At 70.7% G+C, this 16,402-nt stretch carries 15 protein-coding genes; 7 read left to right on the top strand and 8 right to left on the bottom strand.

Features of this window, described 5'->3' with window-relative positions:
• Positions 1–69 precede the first annotated feature (69 nt).
• The 4 genes from AB0I04_RS43555 to AB0I04_RS43540 form a co-directional block, all read right to left on the bottom strand.
• The gene (locus tag AB0I04_RS43555; protein ID WP_360898612.1) at positions 70–366 is read right to left on the bottom strand and encodes a hypothetical protein; all 297 of its coding nucleotides are present in this window, start codon (positions 364–366) and stop codon (positions 70–72) included.
• Positions 367–980: 614 nt separating this feature from the next.
• Entirely contained in the window at positions 981–2,471 is a 1,491-nt protein-coding gene (locus AB0I04_RS43550; RefSeq protein WP_360898610.1) for a CoA-acylating methylmalonate-semialdehyde dehydrogenase, read from the bottom strand.
• Positions 2,468–3,733 (bottom strand): aspartate aminotransferase family protein, encoded by a 1,266-nt coding sequence (locus tag AB0I04_RS43545; RefSeq protein WP_360898608.1) that lies wholly within the window; start codon positions 3,731–3,733, stop codon positions 2,468–2,470. The genes AB0I04_RS43550 and AB0I04_RS43545 overlap by 4 nt, the downstream gene beginning before the upstream one ends.
• A gap of 157 nt (positions 3,734–3,890) precedes the next feature.
• The gene (locus AB0I04_RS43540) at positions 3,891–4,166 is read right to left on the bottom strand and encodes a 4a-hydroxytetrahydrobiopterin dehydratase (RefSeq protein WP_360898606.1); all 276 of its coding nucleotides are present in this window, start codon (positions 4,164–4,166) and stop codon (positions 3,891–3,893) included.
• Between the two features lie 38 nt (positions 4,167–4,204).
• Here AB0I04_RS43540 and AB0I04_RS43535 point away from each other — a divergent pair, with 38 nt between their 5' ends.
• The gene (locus tag AB0I04_RS43535) at positions 4,205–5,929 is read left to right on the top strand and encodes a PucR family transcriptional regulator (RefSeq protein ID WP_360898604.1); all 1,725 of its coding nucleotides are present in this window, start codon (positions 4,205–4,207) and stop codon (positions 5,927–5,929) included.
• Between the two features lie 211 nt (positions 5,930–6,140).
• Here the strand turns inward: AB0I04_RS43535 and AB0I04_RS43530 are convergent, their stop codons facing one another.
• Positions 6,141–7,001, bottom strand: a complete 861-nt coding sequence (locus AB0I04_RS43530; RefSeq protein WP_360898602.1) for a helix-turn-helix transcriptional regulator — start codon at positions 6,999–7,001, stop codon at positions 6,141–6,143.
• A 346-nt stretch (positions 7,002–7,347) separates the two neighbouring features.
• Here AB0I04_RS43530 and AB0I04_RS43525 point away from each other — a divergent pair, with 346 nt between their 5' ends.
• A complete protein-coding gene (locus tag AB0I04_RS43525) occupies positions 7,348–7,782 on the top strand; it encodes an ATP-binding protein (RefSeq protein WP_360898600.1) in 435 nt (144 codons plus the stop codon).
• Between the two features lie 215 nt (positions 7,783–7,997).
• Here the strand turns inward: AB0I04_RS43525 and AB0I04_RS43520 are convergent, their stop codons facing one another.
• Positions 7,998–9,260: a glycosyltransferase 87 family protein gene (locus AB0I04_RS43520; RefSeq protein ID WP_360898598.1), complete on the bottom strand. Its 1,263-nt coding sequence runs from the start codon at positions 9,258–9,260 to the stop codon at positions 7,998–8,000.
• 680 nt (positions 9,261–9,940) lie between these two features.
• On the opposite strand from AB0I04_RS43520, the gene AB0I04_RS43515 reads away from it, so the two are divergent.
• From AB0I04_RS43515 to AB0I04_RS43500, 4 genes are all read left to right on the top strand, one after another.
• Positions 9,941–10,972 (top strand): S1 family peptidase, encoded by a 1,032-nt coding sequence (locus AB0I04_RS43515; RefSeq protein ID WP_360898596.1) that lies wholly within the window; start codon positions 9,941–9,943, stop codon positions 10,970–10,972.
• A 201-nt stretch (positions 10,973–11,173) separates the two neighbouring features.
• Positions 11,174–11,704 (top strand): PadR family transcriptional regulator, encoded by a 531-nt coding sequence (locus tag AB0I04_RS43510; protein WP_360898594.1) that lies wholly within the window; start codon positions 11,174–11,176, stop codon positions 11,702–11,704.
• On the top strand, positions 11,701–12,372 hold the full coding sequence (locus tag AB0I04_RS43505; RefSeq protein WP_360898592.1) for an ABC transporter ATP-binding protein: 672 nt from the start codon (positions 11,701–11,703) through the stop codon (positions 12,370–12,372). Before AB0I04_RS43510 ends, AB0I04_RS43505 begins: the two co-directional genes overlap by 4 nt.
• Positions 12,369–13,709, top strand: coding sequence for an FtsX-like permease family protein (locus AB0I04_RS43500; RefSeq protein WP_360898590.1), 1,341 nt, complete (start codon positions 12,369–12,371; stop codon positions 13,707–13,709). The genes AB0I04_RS43505 and AB0I04_RS43500 overlap by 4 nt, the downstream gene beginning before the upstream one ends.
• Positions 13,710–13,733: 24 nt before the next feature.
• Here AB0I04_RS43500 and AB0I04_RS43495 read toward each other — a convergent pair whose 3' ends face one another.
• Both AB0I04_RS43495 and AB0I04_RS43490 read right to left on the bottom strand, forming a co-directional pair.
• Complete coding sequence (locus AB0I04_RS43495; RefSeq protein ID WP_360898588.1) at positions 13,734–15,233, bottom strand: DUF2079 domain-containing protein; 1,500 nt, start codon at positions 15,231–15,233, stop codon at positions 13,734–13,736.
• Entirely contained in the window at positions 15,230–15,640 is a 411-nt protein-coding gene (locus tag AB0I04_RS43490; protein WP_360898586.1) for an HIT family protein, read from the bottom strand. Before AB0I04_RS43490 ends, AB0I04_RS43495 begins: the two co-directional genes overlap by 4 nt.
• Positions 15,641–15,696: 56 nt before the next feature.
• Between AB0I04_RS43490 and AB0I04_RS43485 the strand changes: the two genes are divergently transcribed.
• Positions 15,697–16,401, top strand: a complete 705-nt coding sequence (locus tag AB0I04_RS43485) for an ATP-binding cassette domain-containing protein (RefSeq protein ID WP_360898584.1) — start codon at positions 15,697–15,699, stop codon at positions 16,399–16,401.
• The last annotated feature ends 1 nt before the right edge of the window (position 16,402 follow it).

Below are 16,402 nucleotides of genomic sequence, written 5' to 3'. Positions count from 1 at the left end.
GTGACCGACAAATGCTCGCCTGAGACCGCGGCTTGGGTGCGGCCGTCTCGGGTCGCGTACAGCGGCGGGTCATCGGAACGACCCACCGGGTCGGGAGGCGGCGGGAAGCCTGCCTGGCGCAGTGCCCGGCGATGGGGCACCGGTCTGATAGGGGATTCGGGGACGCGCTTTGAGCGCCTCGATGGACTCGACGAGCTCCTTCACGGTCGGAGCCTCGATGAACTCGCCGGGCCCCCGGTCGTTGGGAGGGAGTGCCCACCAGTGGCCGGTGGCCTCGCCGAACCAGATCGTCCACTCCGGGTAGCGCGCCGCCAACACGGCGAGCAGTGAGAACGGCGTCTGGTCGGGCGAGTCGTCGGCAGACATGGGGTGCTCCCTGGCAACCGGGGAACTTCTGAAGTTTGCGCCAACAGCTATCGACAAACGCAGTGTGTCGTATGCCACAGAGCAGGTCAAGAGCTCCGGCTAGTATTTGTAGTTTTGGCTGTCAAGCTGCCAGGTGAGGGCAAACCAATACTCGCGAAAGCTGAGAGATTTTCAAGATGATCGGATGCTCGCGACGGACACGCGAAGATGATCTTGCTCAACCCCCTGTGGACGGGCCCCTCGCTCCATCGTGGACCAGCCCGCCGCCCGAGACCACCCTCCGCCACCCCGCTTTGACCTCCAGGTGACAATCACCCGATTTAACGCCGTCCGGAAATGCCTCGGAACGTGAATTGAAAACAGGCCGCCGATATCTAAATTCAGCGACCTGCGCAATGAAACGGGCATCAGGGCTCTTTAATGCCGAATGACGGCACGCGGGACGAGCGGCTTGGAACGCACCATGCCGCCCTTTCGCCGCCGGGGCCGGCGGGAAGCGCACCGCTCCCCCGCTCGGCCCGGACACCTGACCGCACCCGCCGCCTGATCACACGGGCCGGCCCGGACGTGCGTGATCGCACCCGCCGGCGCGGGTGCGATCACGCCGACGCCGGTCAGCCGTTCGTGGGGAACCCCAGGTTGACGCCGCCGTGGGACGGGTCGAGCCACCGGGAGGTGACGACCTTCCCACGCGTGTAGAAGTGCACGCCCTCGGTGCCGTGCACGTGGGTGTCGCCGAACAGCGAGGCCTTCCAGCCGCCGAAGGAGTAGTAGGCCATCGGCACCGGGATCGGAACGTTCACGCCGACCATCCCGACCTCGACCTCGTTGGTGAACCGCCGGGCGGCGCCCCCGTCGTTGGTGAAGACGGCGGTGCCGTTGCCGTACGGGTTGGCGGCGATCAGCTCCATGCCGGTCTCGTACGACGATGTCCGTACGACCGACAGGACGGGACCGAAGATCTCGTCCTGGTAGCAGGCCATCTCCGGCGTCACGTGGTCGAGGACCGTCGGGCCGAGCCAGAAGCCGTCACCGCCCGGCAGGGCGTGCTCACGCCCGTCCACGGCCAGCGTGGCGCCCTGGGCGACGCCGCCGTCGAGGTAGGACGTGACCTTGTCCCGGTGCGCCCCGGTGACCAGCGGGCCCATCTCGGAGCTGTCGCGGTCGCCGGGTCCGACGGTCAGCTTCGCGACCCGCTCCTTGATCTTGGCGATCAGCTCGTCGCCGACCGGGTCGACGGCGACGACCGCGGAGATCGCCATGCAGCGCTCCCCCGCCGAGCCGAACCCGGCGGAGACGGCCGCGTCGGCGGCCAGGTCCAGGTCGGCGTCGGGCAGCACCAGCATGTGGTTCTTCGCGCCGCCGAGGGCCTGCACCCGCTTGCCGTGCGCGGTGCCGGTCTCGTACACATAGCGTGCGATCGGCGTCGAGCCGACGAAGCTCACCGCGCTCACGTCCGGGTGCGTGAGCAGCCCGTCGACGGCCGCCTTGTCCCCGTGCACGACGTTGAAGACGCCTTCGGGGAGCCCGGCCTCCTTCCACAGCTCGGCGATGAGGACCGAGGCCGACGGGTCCTTCTCCGAGGGCTTGAGCACGAAGGTGTTCCCGCAGGCGATGGCCAGCGGGAACATCCACATCGGCACCATGGCCGGGAAGTTGAACGGCGTGATCCCGGCGACCACGCCCAGCGGCTGGCGGATGGAGTAGGAGTCGACGCGCGTGGAGACGTTCTCGGAGAAGCCGCCCTTGAGCAGGTGCGGGATCCCGCAGGCGAACTCCACCACCTCCAGGCCGCGGGCGACCTCGCCAGCCGCGTCGGCCCGTACCTTGCCGTGCTCGGACGTGATCGCGGCGGCGAGCTCGTCGCGGTGCCGGTTGATCAGCTCACGGAACGCGAACAGCACGTTCGCGCGCTTGGCGAGGGACGCGTCCCGCCAGGCGGGGAACGCCTCGCGCGCCGCCGCCACGGCGGCGTTCACCTCGTCGGCCGAGGCGAAGTCCACCCGCCCCGCGACCTGCCCGGTCGCCGGGTCGTACACGTCGCCCTGACGCTCGGCGGTCCCGGTCCAGGGCTTGCCACCGATCCAGTGCGTGATCTGCTTCATGACGAGATCGCCTCCAGCGCGTCGATGAGGATGCCGAGGCCCTCCCTGCCCTCGTCCTCGGTGAGCGTGAGCGGCGGGGCCATCCGGATGGTGTTGCCGTACAGGCCGCCCTTGCCGATGAGCAGCCCGCGGGCCTTGGTCTCCTCCAGCATCCGTACGGCGAGCGCCGGCTCGGTCAGCTCGATCGCGAACATCAGGCCCTTGCCGCGCACTTCGGTGACGATCGGCAGCCGGTCGCCGGCCTCCCGCAGGCCGTCGATGATCTGCTCGCCGACCTTGGCGGCGTTGGCCTGCAGGTCGTGGTCGAGGATGTAGTCGAGCGTCGCGTTGGCCGCAGCAGTGGAGATCGGGTTGCCGCCGAACGTCGACAGGCCGGTCGCGTGCAGCGAGTCCATCAGCTCGCCGCGGGCGACGAGGCCGCCGATGGCGAAGCCGTTCCCGAGCCCCTTGGCGAACGTCATCATGTCGGGCGTCACGCCGTGGTTCTGGATGCCCCAGAAGTTCTGGCCGGTCCGGCCCCAGCCCGTCTGCACCTCGTCGGCGATGAACAGGATGCCCTGCTCGGCGAGAACCTCCTGGTACGCCGCGTACAGCCCGTCCGGCGGAACGGTGTAGCCGCCGACGCCCTGGATCGGCTCGGCGATGATCGCGGCCACGTCGCCGGCCGTGACGGTGGCGAGGTTGTGCCGCAGGTCCGCCACGCAGACCTCGATGAAGTCGGCGTCCGAGAGCCCGCGGAACTGCGGCAGATGCCGGTCACCGCCGTGCAGGAAGTTCACGGTCAGCGGCGACAGCGCGTTGTTCTTCCAGGTGCGGTTGCTGGTGATCGCGGTCGCGCCGAAGGAGCGGCCGTGGTAGCTCTGCCGCATGGCGAAGACCTGGTTGCTCTTGCGCGCGTACGTCGCGAGCAGCAGGGCCGTCTCGTTCGCCTCGGTCCCGGAGTTGGTGAAGAACACCTTGGCGTCGTCGATGCCGGAGAGGCGGGCGATCTTCTCGGCGAGCTCGACCTGGCCGCGCATGAGATAGAGCGTCGAGGTGTGCACGACCCCGGTACGGAGCTGGCGCTCGACGGCCTCGCGCACCTCGGCAAGGTCGTAACCGAGCGTGTTCGTGACGATCCCGGCGAAGAAGTCGAGGTACGACCGGCCGTCCGCGTCGGTGACGCGGTTGCCCTTCCCGCTGACGATCTCGATGGGCTCGTCGTAGTAGAGGGCCATCCAGTTCGGCATGACCGCGCGATGACGTGCAAGCAAGTCCGACATAACACGAGTCTTCCCGCTGAACACCCCAAAGCGCCACCCGACAGACTGTCAATGTCCATACGCCGCATCTGTCAATGTGTCGGGCGCGAGCCCATGGCTCGCTCCTGCTCCTCACTCGCTTCGCGTCCGCTCGCCGCGTCGCGTTCGCCGCCGGCCATCAGAGTTCGTTGAGGCGGCGGGCGAGGCGGAAGTCGTACTCCGTCAGGCCTCCGGCGACGTGCGTGCTCTGCGTCAGGGTGACCTTGTTCCACCGGATCGCGATGTCCGGGTGGTGGTTCTGCTCCTCGGCGACCTCCGCCACCCGGTTGACGAACGCCATCGCCTCCTTGAAGTCCTTGAACGTCACGGTCTTGACGATCGCGTCCTCGGCGAGCTCCCAGCCCGGGGTCGTCGCCAGCTCGCGGTCGATGGCGTCGCTGTCCAGCCGGTCCATCTGGCTCCTCCTCGCTCCGGTTACATAGCATCACAGATGTGCTGCCCACTCTGGCCGACGTCTTGCGGCTCGACGCGGTCCGGCGGGGCGAGCCCCGGATCATCGCCGGCGCGGACCACCTCGACGCCCGCGTCCGCTGGGTGCACTCCGCCGAGGTCACCGACATCGCCCACCTGCTACGCGGCGGCGAGCTCGTGCTCACCACCGGCATCGCGCTGCCGGACGATCCCGCCCGCCTTCGCACGTACGTCGCCGAACTGGCCGACGTGGGCGTCAGCGGCCTCATCGTCGAGCTGGGCCGCAAGTACGCGCGCGAGCTGCCCGACGCGTTCGTCGCGGCGGCCGAGGAGCACGGCCTCCCGCTCATCGCCTGGGCACGGGAGACACCCTTCGTCGACGTCACCGAGGCCGTGCACGCCCAGATCATCGACGCCCAGCTCGCCGAGCTGCGCGCCTCGGAGAAGCTGCATGAGGTGTTCACCCAGCTGTCCGTCGACGGCGCACCGCCGGCCGAGGTGGTCCGCCAGGTGGCCGGCCTCGCGGGGCACCCCGTCGTGCTGGAGAACCTCGCCCACCAGGTGCTCGCCGCCGAGATGGCCGGCTCCGACCCCGCCGAGCTGCTGACCGGCTGGGAGATCCGCTCGCGCGCCGTGAGTCCCGAGGAGCGCACGGCGTACGACGAGTCCTCGCGCTGGCTGATCACGGTCGTCGGCGCGCGCGGCGAGGACTGGGGGCGGCTCATCATCACCTCGATGGATCCGCCGTCGCCCCGCGACGTCGTCCTCGTCGAACGCGCGGCGACCACCCTCGCCCTCGGCCGACTGCTCGACCGGCACGCCGAGAGCCTCGAACGCCAAGCCCACGGCTCGATCATCAACGGCATCCTCGCCCACGCGTACGCCGACCCGCAGGAGGCGGCCGCCCGCGCCCGCGCACTCGGCGTGCCGCTCACCGGACGCCGCCTGCTCGGAATCGTGGTCCTCCCCCGGGCCTCTGCCCGGCCCAGCCCTCCCCCGGCACTCGGCCTGAAGGACGACGACGCCACGTCGTCCACCGACTCGATCGCCGACCTGGCCGAGGCGACCGCAGCGGCCTGCCGGGAGGCGAACCTGCCCGCGCTCGTCGGCACCCTCGACGAGAGCTCCCCGCAGGCCCGGGTCGGCGTGCTCGCCTCACTCCCCTCCCGCGCCGTCGAGGACGACGTCCTGTGCGAGGTGGCGCGCCGCCTCCGCGCCCACCACTGCGGGACGGCCGCAGGCGGCCGCGCGACGGATCCCGGAGGCCGGACCGCACGCCCGCGCGGCGGCGCGGAGGCGTTCGTCATGGCCGTAGGCTCGACCGTGGAGTCCGTACGCGACGTCCGCCGGTCGTTCCTGGAGGCCGAACAGGTCGCCGACGTCGCCGCCGAACGCACCGACGGCCGGCTGTTCTACCGCCTGCCCGATCTACGGCTGCGCGGCCTGCTCCACCTGCTCCGCGACGACGCGCGCCTGCAGACGTTCACCGAGCGCGAGCTGAGCCCGCTGCTGACGTACGACGCCCAGCGCGGCAGCGACCTCGTCCACGTGCTCGACCTCTACCTCGGGAGCGGGCGCAACAAGGTCCTCACCGCCCAACGCGCCCACCTGTCCCGCCCGGCCCTGTACGAGCGGCTCCGCCGCATCGAACGCGTACTCGCCGTAGACCTGGAGGACGTCGAGTCCTGCGCCTCCCTCCACGTCGCCCTACTCGCCCTCGACGCCGTCCGCAAGGACCACACCTGAGCCGAGCGGTGAGGCGGAACCGACGCCGCACGCCGTGACGGCGCGTCGGCTCCGCCCCCTCGAACACGTCACTCGGACGGTCGGGCAGCCGCCTCCAAACCGGCCGGGAACGCTCCATCGATCCAGGTGACTTCAACGCAGCCACTCGAGGCGTTGCTCCGGATTGATTTGCGCCAAGGGGGGATGGACTTACCGGTCATCGCGACCTTCCTTATGTCTCTCCTGCCGCCAGTCGGCGGAGGAACGCGGCTGACTCGCCGATACCGAGCGCATCGGCGACAAGATGGTTGAAGACGAGTGAGTAGGCATGGACGTGCGCGTCATCCTCTACATAGAGGGCGGCGTTGAGCGCCTCTATGTAGCCGACGTCCGGCATGAAGCGCTCCGGGAACTCCAGGATTGAGAAGGTGCCCTCCACACCCGGATGCGCACCCATGTCGTGCGGGAGTACCTGGATGGTGACGTTGGAACGCTCGGCCAGCTCGGCGAGGTGGGTGTACTGCGCCCGCATCACGTCCGTGCCACCGATCATGCGGCGCAGGGTGTTCTCGTCGATCACACACCAGAGCTCCAACGGAGGGTCGCGGTCGGTGACCAGCGCCTGACGGTTGAGGCGCACTTCGACCCGCCGCTCGACCTCAGAGTCGGAGGCCAGTTGCATGAGTCCGGCCCGTATCACCTCCCGTGCGTAGTCCTCGGTCTGCAGCAGGCCGTGGACGACCAACGCGTCGTAGCACCGCAGTGAGCGGGCCTCGGTTTCCAGTGCGATGTAGGTGGCGTACGCGGCGGGCAGGGTGTCGGTGTAGCGATGCCACCAGCCGCGTTCTCGTGCGCCGCGGGCCAGCTCCACGAGGTCGGCGCGGCGCCGGCCGTCCACCTTGTAGGTGTTGAGGAGCCGTTGGAGCTCGACGGGTTTGATCCGTCGGACGGCGGTCTCCATCCGGCCGAGCGTGGCGCGGCTCCACTTGAGCCGCTCCGCCGCCTGGTCGAGGGTGAGACCGGTCTGTTCGCGAAGACGCCGTACCTCGATCGCGATTCGGCGTTCACGGATGGTCGGTGAGGGATCCGGCACGAGCCCAGTGTGGCGACGTCACTCTGAGCGAGCAATCGGTTTCAGATTGTTACCGAACAGTACATCCTGAGAATTCTCAGCGAACCGCTTGCGCGGATGAGCCGCGCGGAGCACTATGCGTAAGAACCCGAACACGCCATGTGATCGAAGGGGTCGCTCGAGTTGGGTACGGCAGGGAATCGCAGGCGCGCCGATACGTCACCGGCCGCTTGAGTCGCCACCGCTCCGGCAGAGCCGGCCCCCGACCCACCCCTCGGGTCCGTGTCGTGCTCGCGGGACCACTGGGAGATCGGCCATCTCCTCTGGCCCTCGGCACTCACCCCATCCGACGGGAGGGCGCACCACCGTGACCGCCACGCTCCACGAGACGACGTCGACCGCCACCACCGCCATGATGTGCTGGCGTCGCACGTTCCCCGGCCGCCCGGACCAGGCTCGGCTCGTCCGCCGGTTCGTGGCCTTCCTCCTCGACGACTGCCGCCGCGCCGACGACGCGGTCCAGGCGGTGGCCGAGCTCGCCGGCAACGCCCTCATCCACACGCGCTCCGGCCGGCCCGGCGGCACGTTCGTCGTCGAGGTGCGCCGCTGGGACGGCGGCCTCGCCGTCTCTGTCACCGATCAGGGCGGGTCGCTCGAGGACAGCGGCCCGCATCGAAGACCGCAGGACGACGACCTCGCCGAGAACGGCCGCGGCCTCCCCATCGTCGCCGACCTCGCCACCCGCGTCACCTGGACCGGAGACCCCGACCACGGCCACACGGTCACGGCCACCTTCGCCTGAGACACCGTCGGCCAGAGCCCTCCCGCGCAGGCGGCCCGCACGAAACGTCGACCAGAGCCCCCCTGTACAGACGGCCCGCACGGAACGTCGACCAGAGCCCTCCCCGTACAGGCAACGCCCGCCCGCCCCTTCAGGTGGCGCCCCGCCGAACCGTCCGTCACCGAGTGTCTCCGTTCACCCGCCCGAAACGATCAGGTCGAGCGGGTGCCGCGCCGTCAGGCCGATGACTCGGCGACGGGGACCAGTTCGGTGTCCGGGGCCAGGAGGCGGTCGGCGGACTTCGGCCGGCGCCGACTCCAGGGCATGGCGAGTACGAGCAACGGGATGATCGCGACCGAGCTCATCGCCCACCAGCTGTGGTTCTCCCACCATCCGGTGTCGTCGAACTGCGTCAGGTAGATGTACCCGATGCCCGCCCAGACGGCACCGACGGTCATGGCGGCCCGGCTCCAGCGGGTCGGCCGCGCACACAGGAACGGCACGAACCACAGCAGGTACTGCGCGCCCATCCGCGGCGTGACGACCATGAAGGCCAGGAGGACCGCAGAGGTCTGGTCGATGCGGTCCGCCCGCCACCACAGCCATATGACGAGGGCGATGGTGGAGTAGAGGATCAGCTGACCGACCTTCGCGGCCATCGGCGCGAGTGTCCAGTTGCCGTGCGTCATCAGGGCGGTCCAGCCCCATTCGCCGACGATGGGGCGTACCTCGCCGAGGTAGCGGGCGACGTTGAGCATGTCGGCCCAGGAGGAGCTGACGACCAGCGGAAGCGTCACCAGGAAGAAGACGGGGACGGCGCCGGCCGCGACCAGCCCGTACAGTCGCTGCCGCCAGTTCGGCAGCATCGCGAGGACCACCGGAAGCAGGATGATCGGCCAGCTCTTCGCCGACAGCGCGAATCCGAACAGGGCGCCCGCCCACGCGCCGTTCGGGCCGACCACGCCGTTCTCCGCGCCGTTCCGCGCAGAGCGCGCGAGCAGATAGGCGGCGACGAGGAAGACCAGAGAGATCGGCTCGACCTGGGCGTGGATGACGGCGATCATCAGGGCGATCGGGTTGCAGGCGTACTGGAACCGCGCCGCAGCCCCGTGCTTCCGCCCGGCGAGGCGACCGACCAGGACGATCAGCACGACGTCCGCGATGATGGTGCAGAGCCGGCCGGCGATCTCCCACGGCAGGCCCGTGGCCAGCGCGAGGGCGTAGAAGTACGGGATCATCGGCAGGAAGTGCCACGATCCCTGGCTCGCCAGGACGGGGTCCTGGTGGTGCAGGATCGCCTGACCGGCCGCCCTGAAGCCCTCGTTGAAGTCGACCGGCTGCCAGGAGTCGGTGGACGCCGAGATCAGCAGGATCAGCCGCAGTCCGATGCCCACCCCGAGGGCGGTGCGCAGCGACGGACGCCAGTCGCGCCACTGCGCCGCCGCGGCCAGAAGCAGGCCCGCGACCAGGACAAATGCTGTGAATTCCGGATGGTCCATTGCCAGCCAAGACTCTCACATACCGACGCCGTTACCACGCTCGGCCCAGGGACTCACAGCGAACTCTCAGGTTCCCTTGACCTTCACGGCCCCGGCCCTGACGCCGATGAGGGAACAGCCGCGTGGCGACGCGGCGCACGGAGGCCGCCTGGAAGGTCGCGCACCCCGACCGCGACAGGCGGTCCGAGGATGCCGACCTCGACCGTCGGCCGCGGGCGAGCGCATCGGACGGCTCGGCCACGGCCGCCTCAACGGTACCGCCGACAACGCGGTCGATGTGCCCGACCGGACGGACTGCGCGGCGCGCGGCTCCCGACGGGGTCCGCCGGAGAGAGAGGCCCGTTTCGCCGTCGCCGCAGCGGGCGGCCGGCCCGGTCCTCCGGCCGTCACGGCAGCGTCGTTGACGAGGGTCTTGACCAGGGTCTTGACTTCGCGGCCCCATCCGCGAACACCCAGCCCGGATACCGAGTAGTATGTGCCTGCTTATGGGGTGACCGATTCCGGACTAACGTTTGACCTTGCGGCCTTTGACTAGGTTTGTGAGGATCTGGCGCAGGCCAGGTAATCGGATCTCGACCCCGCCCGGGCGGTCCCCCGCCGCTCGTGAGCCGAGCGCCATTGCCCTGCCGTCCCTCGGACACGCCACCGGGGCGCGTCCGCCACCCCTGAGGGAGGCTCGTGTGAGATTCACTGCTCCCCGACGTGCTGGACTGATCGCAGCCGCCACCACCCTGATCGGCGGCTCGCTGCTCGCAGCATCGGCCCAGGCGTCCGTCTCGCAGCCGGATCCATCGCACACCGCCACGAAACTCGCCCAGCGGCTCGGTTCCCGCTCGGCGGGCTCGTACCTCGACCAATCCACGAAGAAGCTCGTGGTGACGGTCACCTCGAAGTCGGACGCCTCGGCCGTGCGCGACGCGGGCGCCGTCCCCAAGGTCGTCCCGTACAGCGGAGCCGTGCTCCAGTCGGCGATCAACGTCCTCGACCGTACGGCGAAGGTCCCGGGCACGGCCTGGGGCGTCGACCCCACGACCGACCAGGTCGTGCTCTCCGTCGACAACTCGGTGACCGGGTCCAAACTCGTCCAGGTCACCTCCGCGGCCCAGCAGCTCGGCGGCGCCGTCCGCATGGAGTACGTGCCCGGCGTGTTCAGCACCAAGATCTCCGGTGGTGACGCGATCTACGGTGGTCAGTACCGCTGCTCCCTGGGCTTCAACGTCGTCAGCGGCAGCACGTACTACTTCCTGACCGCCGGCCACTGCGGCAACATCGCGTCCAGCTGGTACAGCAACTCGAGCCACACCTCGCTGATCGGCACGACACGGTCCAGCACCTTCCCCGGCCACGACTACGCGATCGTCACGTACGCCAGCGGCGTCTCGCACCCGGGCCAGGTCGGCAGCCAGGACATCACCTCGGCCGGCAACGCGTACGTCGGCGAGTCGGTGTCCCGCCGGGGCAGCACCACCGGCATCCACAGCGGATCCGTCACCGCGCTCAACCAGACCGTGAACTACTCCGAGGGCACGGTCACCGGCATGATCAAGACGAACGTCTGCGCCGAGGGCGGCGACAGCGGCGGCCCGCTGTACTCCGGCAGCACGGCGGTCGGCCTGACCTCCGGCGGCAGCGGCGACTGCTCGTCGGGTGGGACGACCTTCTTCCAGCCGGTCACCGCAGCGCTCAGCGCGTACGGGGTGAGCGTCTACTGAGCCCCCCTCGCTGAGCCCCGCTCGCGGGCCCCCGGAAGTGCGGCATCTTCCGGGGGCCCGCCCCTTTTCCGGCTCGCCCACCGCTCGCTCCTGCCCGGCTGCTCGACGGCGCGACCGGCGACCGACCCGCCCGCGCCGCGCTCTCGGCGCGTCAGGCCAAGCTATTCATTCAATGAATACATTGAGTGTATAGTCGGCCTCATGTCGACCGGGCACATCCTGCTCGGGCTGCTGACCGAGCGGCCGAAGCACGGATACGAACTCAAACGCGAGCACGACGAGCGGCTTCCGGGCGCCCGGCCGCTCGCGTACGGACAGGTCTACGCGACCCTTCAGCGGCTGGAGCGCGACGGGCGGGTGACCGTCGCCGGGACGGTTCAGGAGGCCGGTCCCGAGCGCACCGTCTACGAGATCACCGAGGAGGGGGCGGCGGAGGTCCGCCGCTGGCTCGCCGAGATCGAGCCACCCGCGCCGTACGTGTCCAGCCCGCTGTTCAGCCGGGTGGTGATGGCGCTGGTCGCCGAGGGCGCGGCCGACTCCTACCTCCTGCAGCAGCGGGCCGCGCACCTGGAACGGATGCGGGAGCTGACGGCCCGCAAGCGCACGGCAGGGGTCTCGGTGGGCGAGCTCCTGGCCGCGGACTACGCCCTGCACCACCTCGACGCCGACCTGCGCTGGATGGAGACGGCCCGGCAGCGCATCGACGACCTCATTCAGGAGATCCGCTCATGACCCTGTTGGAAGCCCGACACATCGAGAAGGCCTTCGGCCGCACGCACGCTCTGCGCGGCGTCTCCCTGACCGTCGAACGCGGGGAGACGGTCGCGATCACGGGCCCCAGCGGCTCGGGCAAGTCGACGCTCCTGCACTGCCTGAGCGGGATCATGTCTCCCGAGGCCGGTGAAGTGCACTACGCCGGGCAGCGGATCGACGATCTCGACGACGCGGCCCGCACCCGGCTCCGGCGAGAGGACTTCGGAATCGTCTTCCAGTTCGACCGGCTCGTTCCCGAGCTGACCGCAGTGGAGAACGTCGCGCTGCCGCTGCTGTTCGCCGGGCGGGGCCGCGCCGAGGCGACGACGGTCGCGCACGGCCGGCTCGAGGAGGCGGGCGCCCTCGACGTCGCCGAGTCCCGTCCGGCGGAGCTGTCCGGGGGCCAGCTCCAGCGAGTGGCGATCGCCAGGGCGCTCGTCACGACACCGAAGGTCATCTTCGCCGACGAGCCGACCGGCGCGCTCGACTCGGTCGCCGGGGAGCGGGTGCTGTCGCTGCTGATGGGCGCCGCGCGGGCGAACGAGGCGACCGTCGTGATCGTGACGCATGACAACCAGGTCGCGGCGCACGCCGACCGGGAGGTCGTGCTGCGCGACGGTGCCCTGGTCAGTGGGGTGATGGCATGAGGGCGCTCCTGACCGTGGCGGGAATGCTCGGCCACGGCGGTTCGCCGCCGGAGCGCGCCCGCGTGCGGCTGATGGCGACCGGGGCGGGGCTGGCCACCTGGTTCCTGTTCGGCGCGGCCAACGTGCTCGCCCTGCACGGGCAGCTCGACGACCACTTCGGCCCGATCGCCAATCCGGGCACGCGGGGCGGCACCGCCTTCGGGATCGCGCTGCTGCTCCTGCCGGTCACGGCGTTCCTTTACCAGTCGGGGCGGCTGGCCGCCGCCGACCGGGAGCGCCGGCTGTCGGCACTGCGGCTGGCGGGAGCGACGCCGCGCGAGGTCCGGATCCTCGGGGCGGTCGAGGTCACCCGCACGGCCGTGCTCGGCACCGTCGTCGGGGCCGCGTCGTACCTCCTGCTCCAGCTGGGCGCCCGCAGCCTGCTGCCGCCGCGATCGCCCGCCGACGTCGACGTCCCGCCCCTGTGGGGGCTGGCCGCCATGGCGATCGTGATCGGCGCGGCGGCGGTCTCCGGCCTGCTCGCCGGCCGTCACGTCATCGCCACGCCGCTCGGCGTGACACGCCGCGCCAACGTGCGCCCGCCCCGCTGGTACGGCCTCCTGCTCCTCCTGCCGCCGTGCACGGTCGCGCTCGCCGTCTGGCTGCTCTACACCTTCGTGGATCCCGGCGGCTCCCCCGACACCGTGCGTACGGTGGACCTCCTGAGCCTGCTCCTCCTGCCGGTCGCGCTGATGTGGTCCGCCGGGTGGGTTGTCTGGTTCGCGGCACGGTGGGTCGGGCGCAGGGCCGGCTCGGCGGAGACCCTGCTGGCGTCACGCGCTCTGGAGGCAGACGCTCGTCCGTGGGGCCGGACACTCGCCGTCGTCGGCCTCACCGTCTCGATCGGAACGGGGGTCGGCCTGTTCGAGGCGGACTTCCTGGCCATGCGGGACCTCGATCCGTTCGCGGTGACGAGTTTCACGCTCCTCAGTCTCGCTCTGCTGGTCGCGATCGTCGTGACCGCCGCCGCCCTCCTCGTGCACCAGGCCGAGTCGCTTCTCGAACGCGGCCCGGTGATGGCCGCGCTCCGCGCGGGCGGCGCGTCCGAACGGGAGCTGCGCCGGGTGCTCACCCGTCAGGGCCTCATCGCCTCCGTGCCCGTCTGCGGCCTCGCCGTGGCCGCCAGCCTGGTGACGATGGCCGTGAACCTGTGGCTCCAGGGCGCCTGGTCCCTGTGGGCGATCGGGCACTCGCTGCTCCTGGGCGGCCTGAGCGTGCTCGCCACCGTCCTGGTCACAAGGGTCTCCCGGCGCCGGCTCCACCGTGTGATCGCGCCCGAGCGTCTCCGCACCGAGTGACTCCGGGGAGGGCCGCTCAGCGGTTCACCGGGTGGGGCGCAGGTCGGGGGTGGCGTCGGGGCGGTTCAGGACGACCCAGCCGTCCCGGCTCAGGACCACCCGGTAGCCGTTGTGCCGCAGGTACCGCACGCGGTCGCGCTGCGCGCCCACCCACGGGAAGGGGAACGTCGTGATGGCCGTGTCCGCCACGACCCAGGGCGCCCAGCGGACCTTGGTGTCCCACAGCAGCACGCGGTCCCTGCCGGACAGCTGGGGCCCGGCCACGTTGGCGGCCTCGACCAGCACGCCACGGGGTACGGCCGCGACCGCCGCGTCGGCGGCCTGCGCGTGCGCGTCGCGCCGGTAGAACGCCGCTTCGAAGAAGTGCTTGAACGAGAAGCGCGGAATGACGAGGGCGGCGGCCAGGAGCGCGGCCACGGGCCAGACGAGGTCCACCCGCAGCCGACCCCCTAGGCCGGGCGGACGGAGCCGGGACAGCCGGCAGGCTCCGTCCACGCCGGCCGCGATGAGCAGGGCGGTCAGCGCGACGTTGTAGTGGAACCTCGGCTCCCACCAGTTCCCGAAGCGGTTCGCGAGCATCCGCTCGGCCAGCAGGGGCAGCACCGCCAGGGTGATCGGTGAGGCCAGCGGGATGAGGAGCAGCGGCAGGATGAGCCAGCCCATCGTCGACGCCTTGACGCTCGGCGTCACGAGCAGCTTCAGCGCGGTCCACGGGTGCGTCAGGGCCCCCAGGGCGGCGTGCGGCAGGTCCTTGCCCAGCGCGTCGTAGGCCCAGTAGTAGTCCGCCGAGCCGCCGAACGCCGGAATCAGCACCCGGGAGGCCAGCCAGGTCCACGCCAGGCCGCCGCCCACGAAGGCGGCGGCGAGACGCCGCTGCCCCGGACGCGTCAGCAGGTAGAGCCCGAAGCCGGCGACGAGCAGGCCCATGTCCTCCTTGACCAGCAGTAGCGCGCCCGCGGCCAGCGCGCACTGCCATCGCCGCCCGGCGTCGTGGCGCTCGAGCATCAGCATGGACAGCACGGGCGTGAACGCCATCTCGTGGAAGTCGAACGCGACCGTCTCGGCCACCGGCCAGGCCAGCGCGTACGCGCCCGCGACGCAGTGCGCCGCCCACGCGCCGAACCGCCGCCGCGTGAACGCCCACAGCGGCACGATCGCCAGCGCCAGGAGCACCGCCTGCGCGACGAGGAGCGTCTGCGGCCCGTCGTGGATCCAGTACAGCGGCGCGAGCACGGCGAGGATCGGCGAGAAGTGGTCGCCGAGCACGCTGAAGTGCGGACCGAAGCCGTTGTGCACGCCCTTGACGATCGCGACCGGCAGATGGAAGCGGCTGTAGGACCGCACCGCCTGATCGAAGATCACCAGGTCGTACGTTGTGGTGCGGAAGGTCCAGTACCGGACCAGGGCGAACGCCGAGTACACCACCGTGGCGGCCACGACGAGGACCCCGACGGTCACGGCTTCGCGTCGGGGGTGCTCCGGCCGTACCTCCGGGCCGGCGGTCTCGGCCGACATCGTGATCATCCGAGCGCACCGCGGAGCCGGTCGGCGTACTCGCGGGCCTCGTCGTCGGAGTCGTACTTGGTCCGGGGCCAGAAGAAGCCGCGCAGGCCGTCCTTACGGTTCCTGGGCACGACGTGGACGTGCAGGTGGGGCACGCTCTGGCTGACCCGGTTGTTCAGCGCGACGAAGGACCCGGTCGCCGCGAGCGCCGTCTCCATGGCGACGGACAGCCGCTGCCCGGCGGCGAACAGCGGCTCGAGGAGGTCGGCCGGCAGGTCCGCGAGGGTCTCGTAGTGGGTTCGCGGCACCAGGAGCGTATGCCCCTTGAACAGCGGGCGGGTGTCCAGGAACGCGACGACGGGACCGTCGTCGAGCACCACGTGAGCGGGCCGCTCCCCCTTCACGATCTCGCAGAACAGGCAGTCCATGATGGGCATTCTTCCGCTTACGGTCGTCTTATTCGGCGCGAATAGGCTCCTGGCCTGTGCGATTCGATCAAGCCGCCTTCCGTTATGGCCGTCGTGCCCCGTGGGTGCTGCACGACGTGACGCTGACCGTACCCCGTGGCCGGATCGTCGAGGTGAACGGCCGCAATGGAGCGGGCAAATCAACGCTTCTCCGGCTCGTCGCCGGGATCGTGCCGCCGGTGCGGGGAAGGGTCACCGGCCGCCCGCCCGCCGTGGGGTACGCGCCGGAGCGGTTCCCGGCCGGTCAGCCGTTCACCGCACGTGCCTATCTCGGGTACATGGCCGCCGTTCGCGGCGTGCCACCGGCACGAATCGGCGACTGGGCGGAGCGGCTGGGCTTCACCGAACTCCTGGACGTCCGCCTGCCCGACCTGTCCAAGGGCAGCGCGCACAAGGCCGGGCTCATCCAGGCGCTGCTCGCCGCGCCCGGGCTGCTCGTCCTCGACGAGCCGTTCGCGGGCCTCGACGCGCGGACGCGCGCGGCGCTGCCGGCCCTGCTGGCCGAGCTCGCCTCCGCGGGCTCGTCCGTCGTGGTCAGTGATCACCAGGGTGACCTCCGGGAGGTGCCCGGCGTGATGCGCTGGCAGGTCGCCGGGCAGACGGTGACCGAGGGAGACCTCGCCGAGGAGCATGCCGTGGTCGAGGTGATCGTGCCCCGTTCCCAGGCCGAGGACCTGGTGACCCGCCTCAAGGCGGACGGCTACGAGGCGCGGTGCCGATGAT

It is taken from the genome of Actinoallomurus sp. NPDC050550 (genome assembly GCF_040655075.1).
Lineage (GTDB): Bacteria > Actinomycetota > Actinomycetes > Streptosporangiales > Streptosporangiaceae > Actinoallomurus.
The sequence above is the reverse complement of the archived record's forward strand: the minus strand, read 5'-3'. Positions and strand labels throughout refer to the sequence as shown.

Bases quoted from the DNA above. Each gene is read 5' to 3' on its own strand.
- AB0I04_RS43555 (WP_360898612.1), bottom strand. From the start codon at position 366: ATGTCTGCCGACGACTCGCCCGACCAGACGCCGTTCTCACTGCTCGCC.
- AB0I04_RS43550 (WP_360898610.1), bottom strand. From the start codon at position 2,471: ATGAAGCAGATCACGCACTGGATCGGTGGCAAGCCCTGGACCGGGACC.
- AB0I04_RS43545 (WP_360898608.1), bottom strand. From the start codon at position 3,733: ATGTCGGACTTGCTTGCACGTCATCGCGCGGTCATGCCGAACTGGATG.
- AB0I04_RS43540 (WP_360898606.1), bottom strand. From the start codon at position 4,166: ATGGACCGGCTGGACAGCGACGCCATCGACCGCGAGCTGGCGACGACC.
- AB0I04_RS43520 (WP_360898598.1), bottom strand. From the start codon at position 9,260: ATGGACCATCCGGAATTCACAGCATTTGTCCTGGTCGCGGGCCTGCTT.
- AB0I04_RS43510 (WP_360898594.1), top strand. From the start codon at position 11,174: ATGTCGACCGGGCACATCCTGCTCGGGCTGCTGACCGAGCGGCCGAAG.
- AB0I04_RS43505 (WP_360898592.1), top strand. From the start codon at position 11,701: ATGACCCTGTTGGAAGCCCGACACATCGAGAAGGCCTTCGGCCGCACG.
- AB0I04_RS43500 (WP_360898590.1), top strand. From the start codon at position 12,369: ATGAGGGCGCTCCTGACCGTGGCGGGAATGCTCGGCCACGGCGGTTCG.
- AB0I04_RS43495 (WP_360898588.1), bottom strand. From the start codon at position 15,233: ATGATCACGATGTCGGCCGAGACCGCCGGCCCGGAGGTACGGCCGGAG.
- AB0I04_RS43490 (WP_360898586.1), bottom strand. From the start codon at position 15,640: ATGGACTGCCTGTTCTGCGAGATCGTGAAGGGGGAGCGGCCCGCTCAC.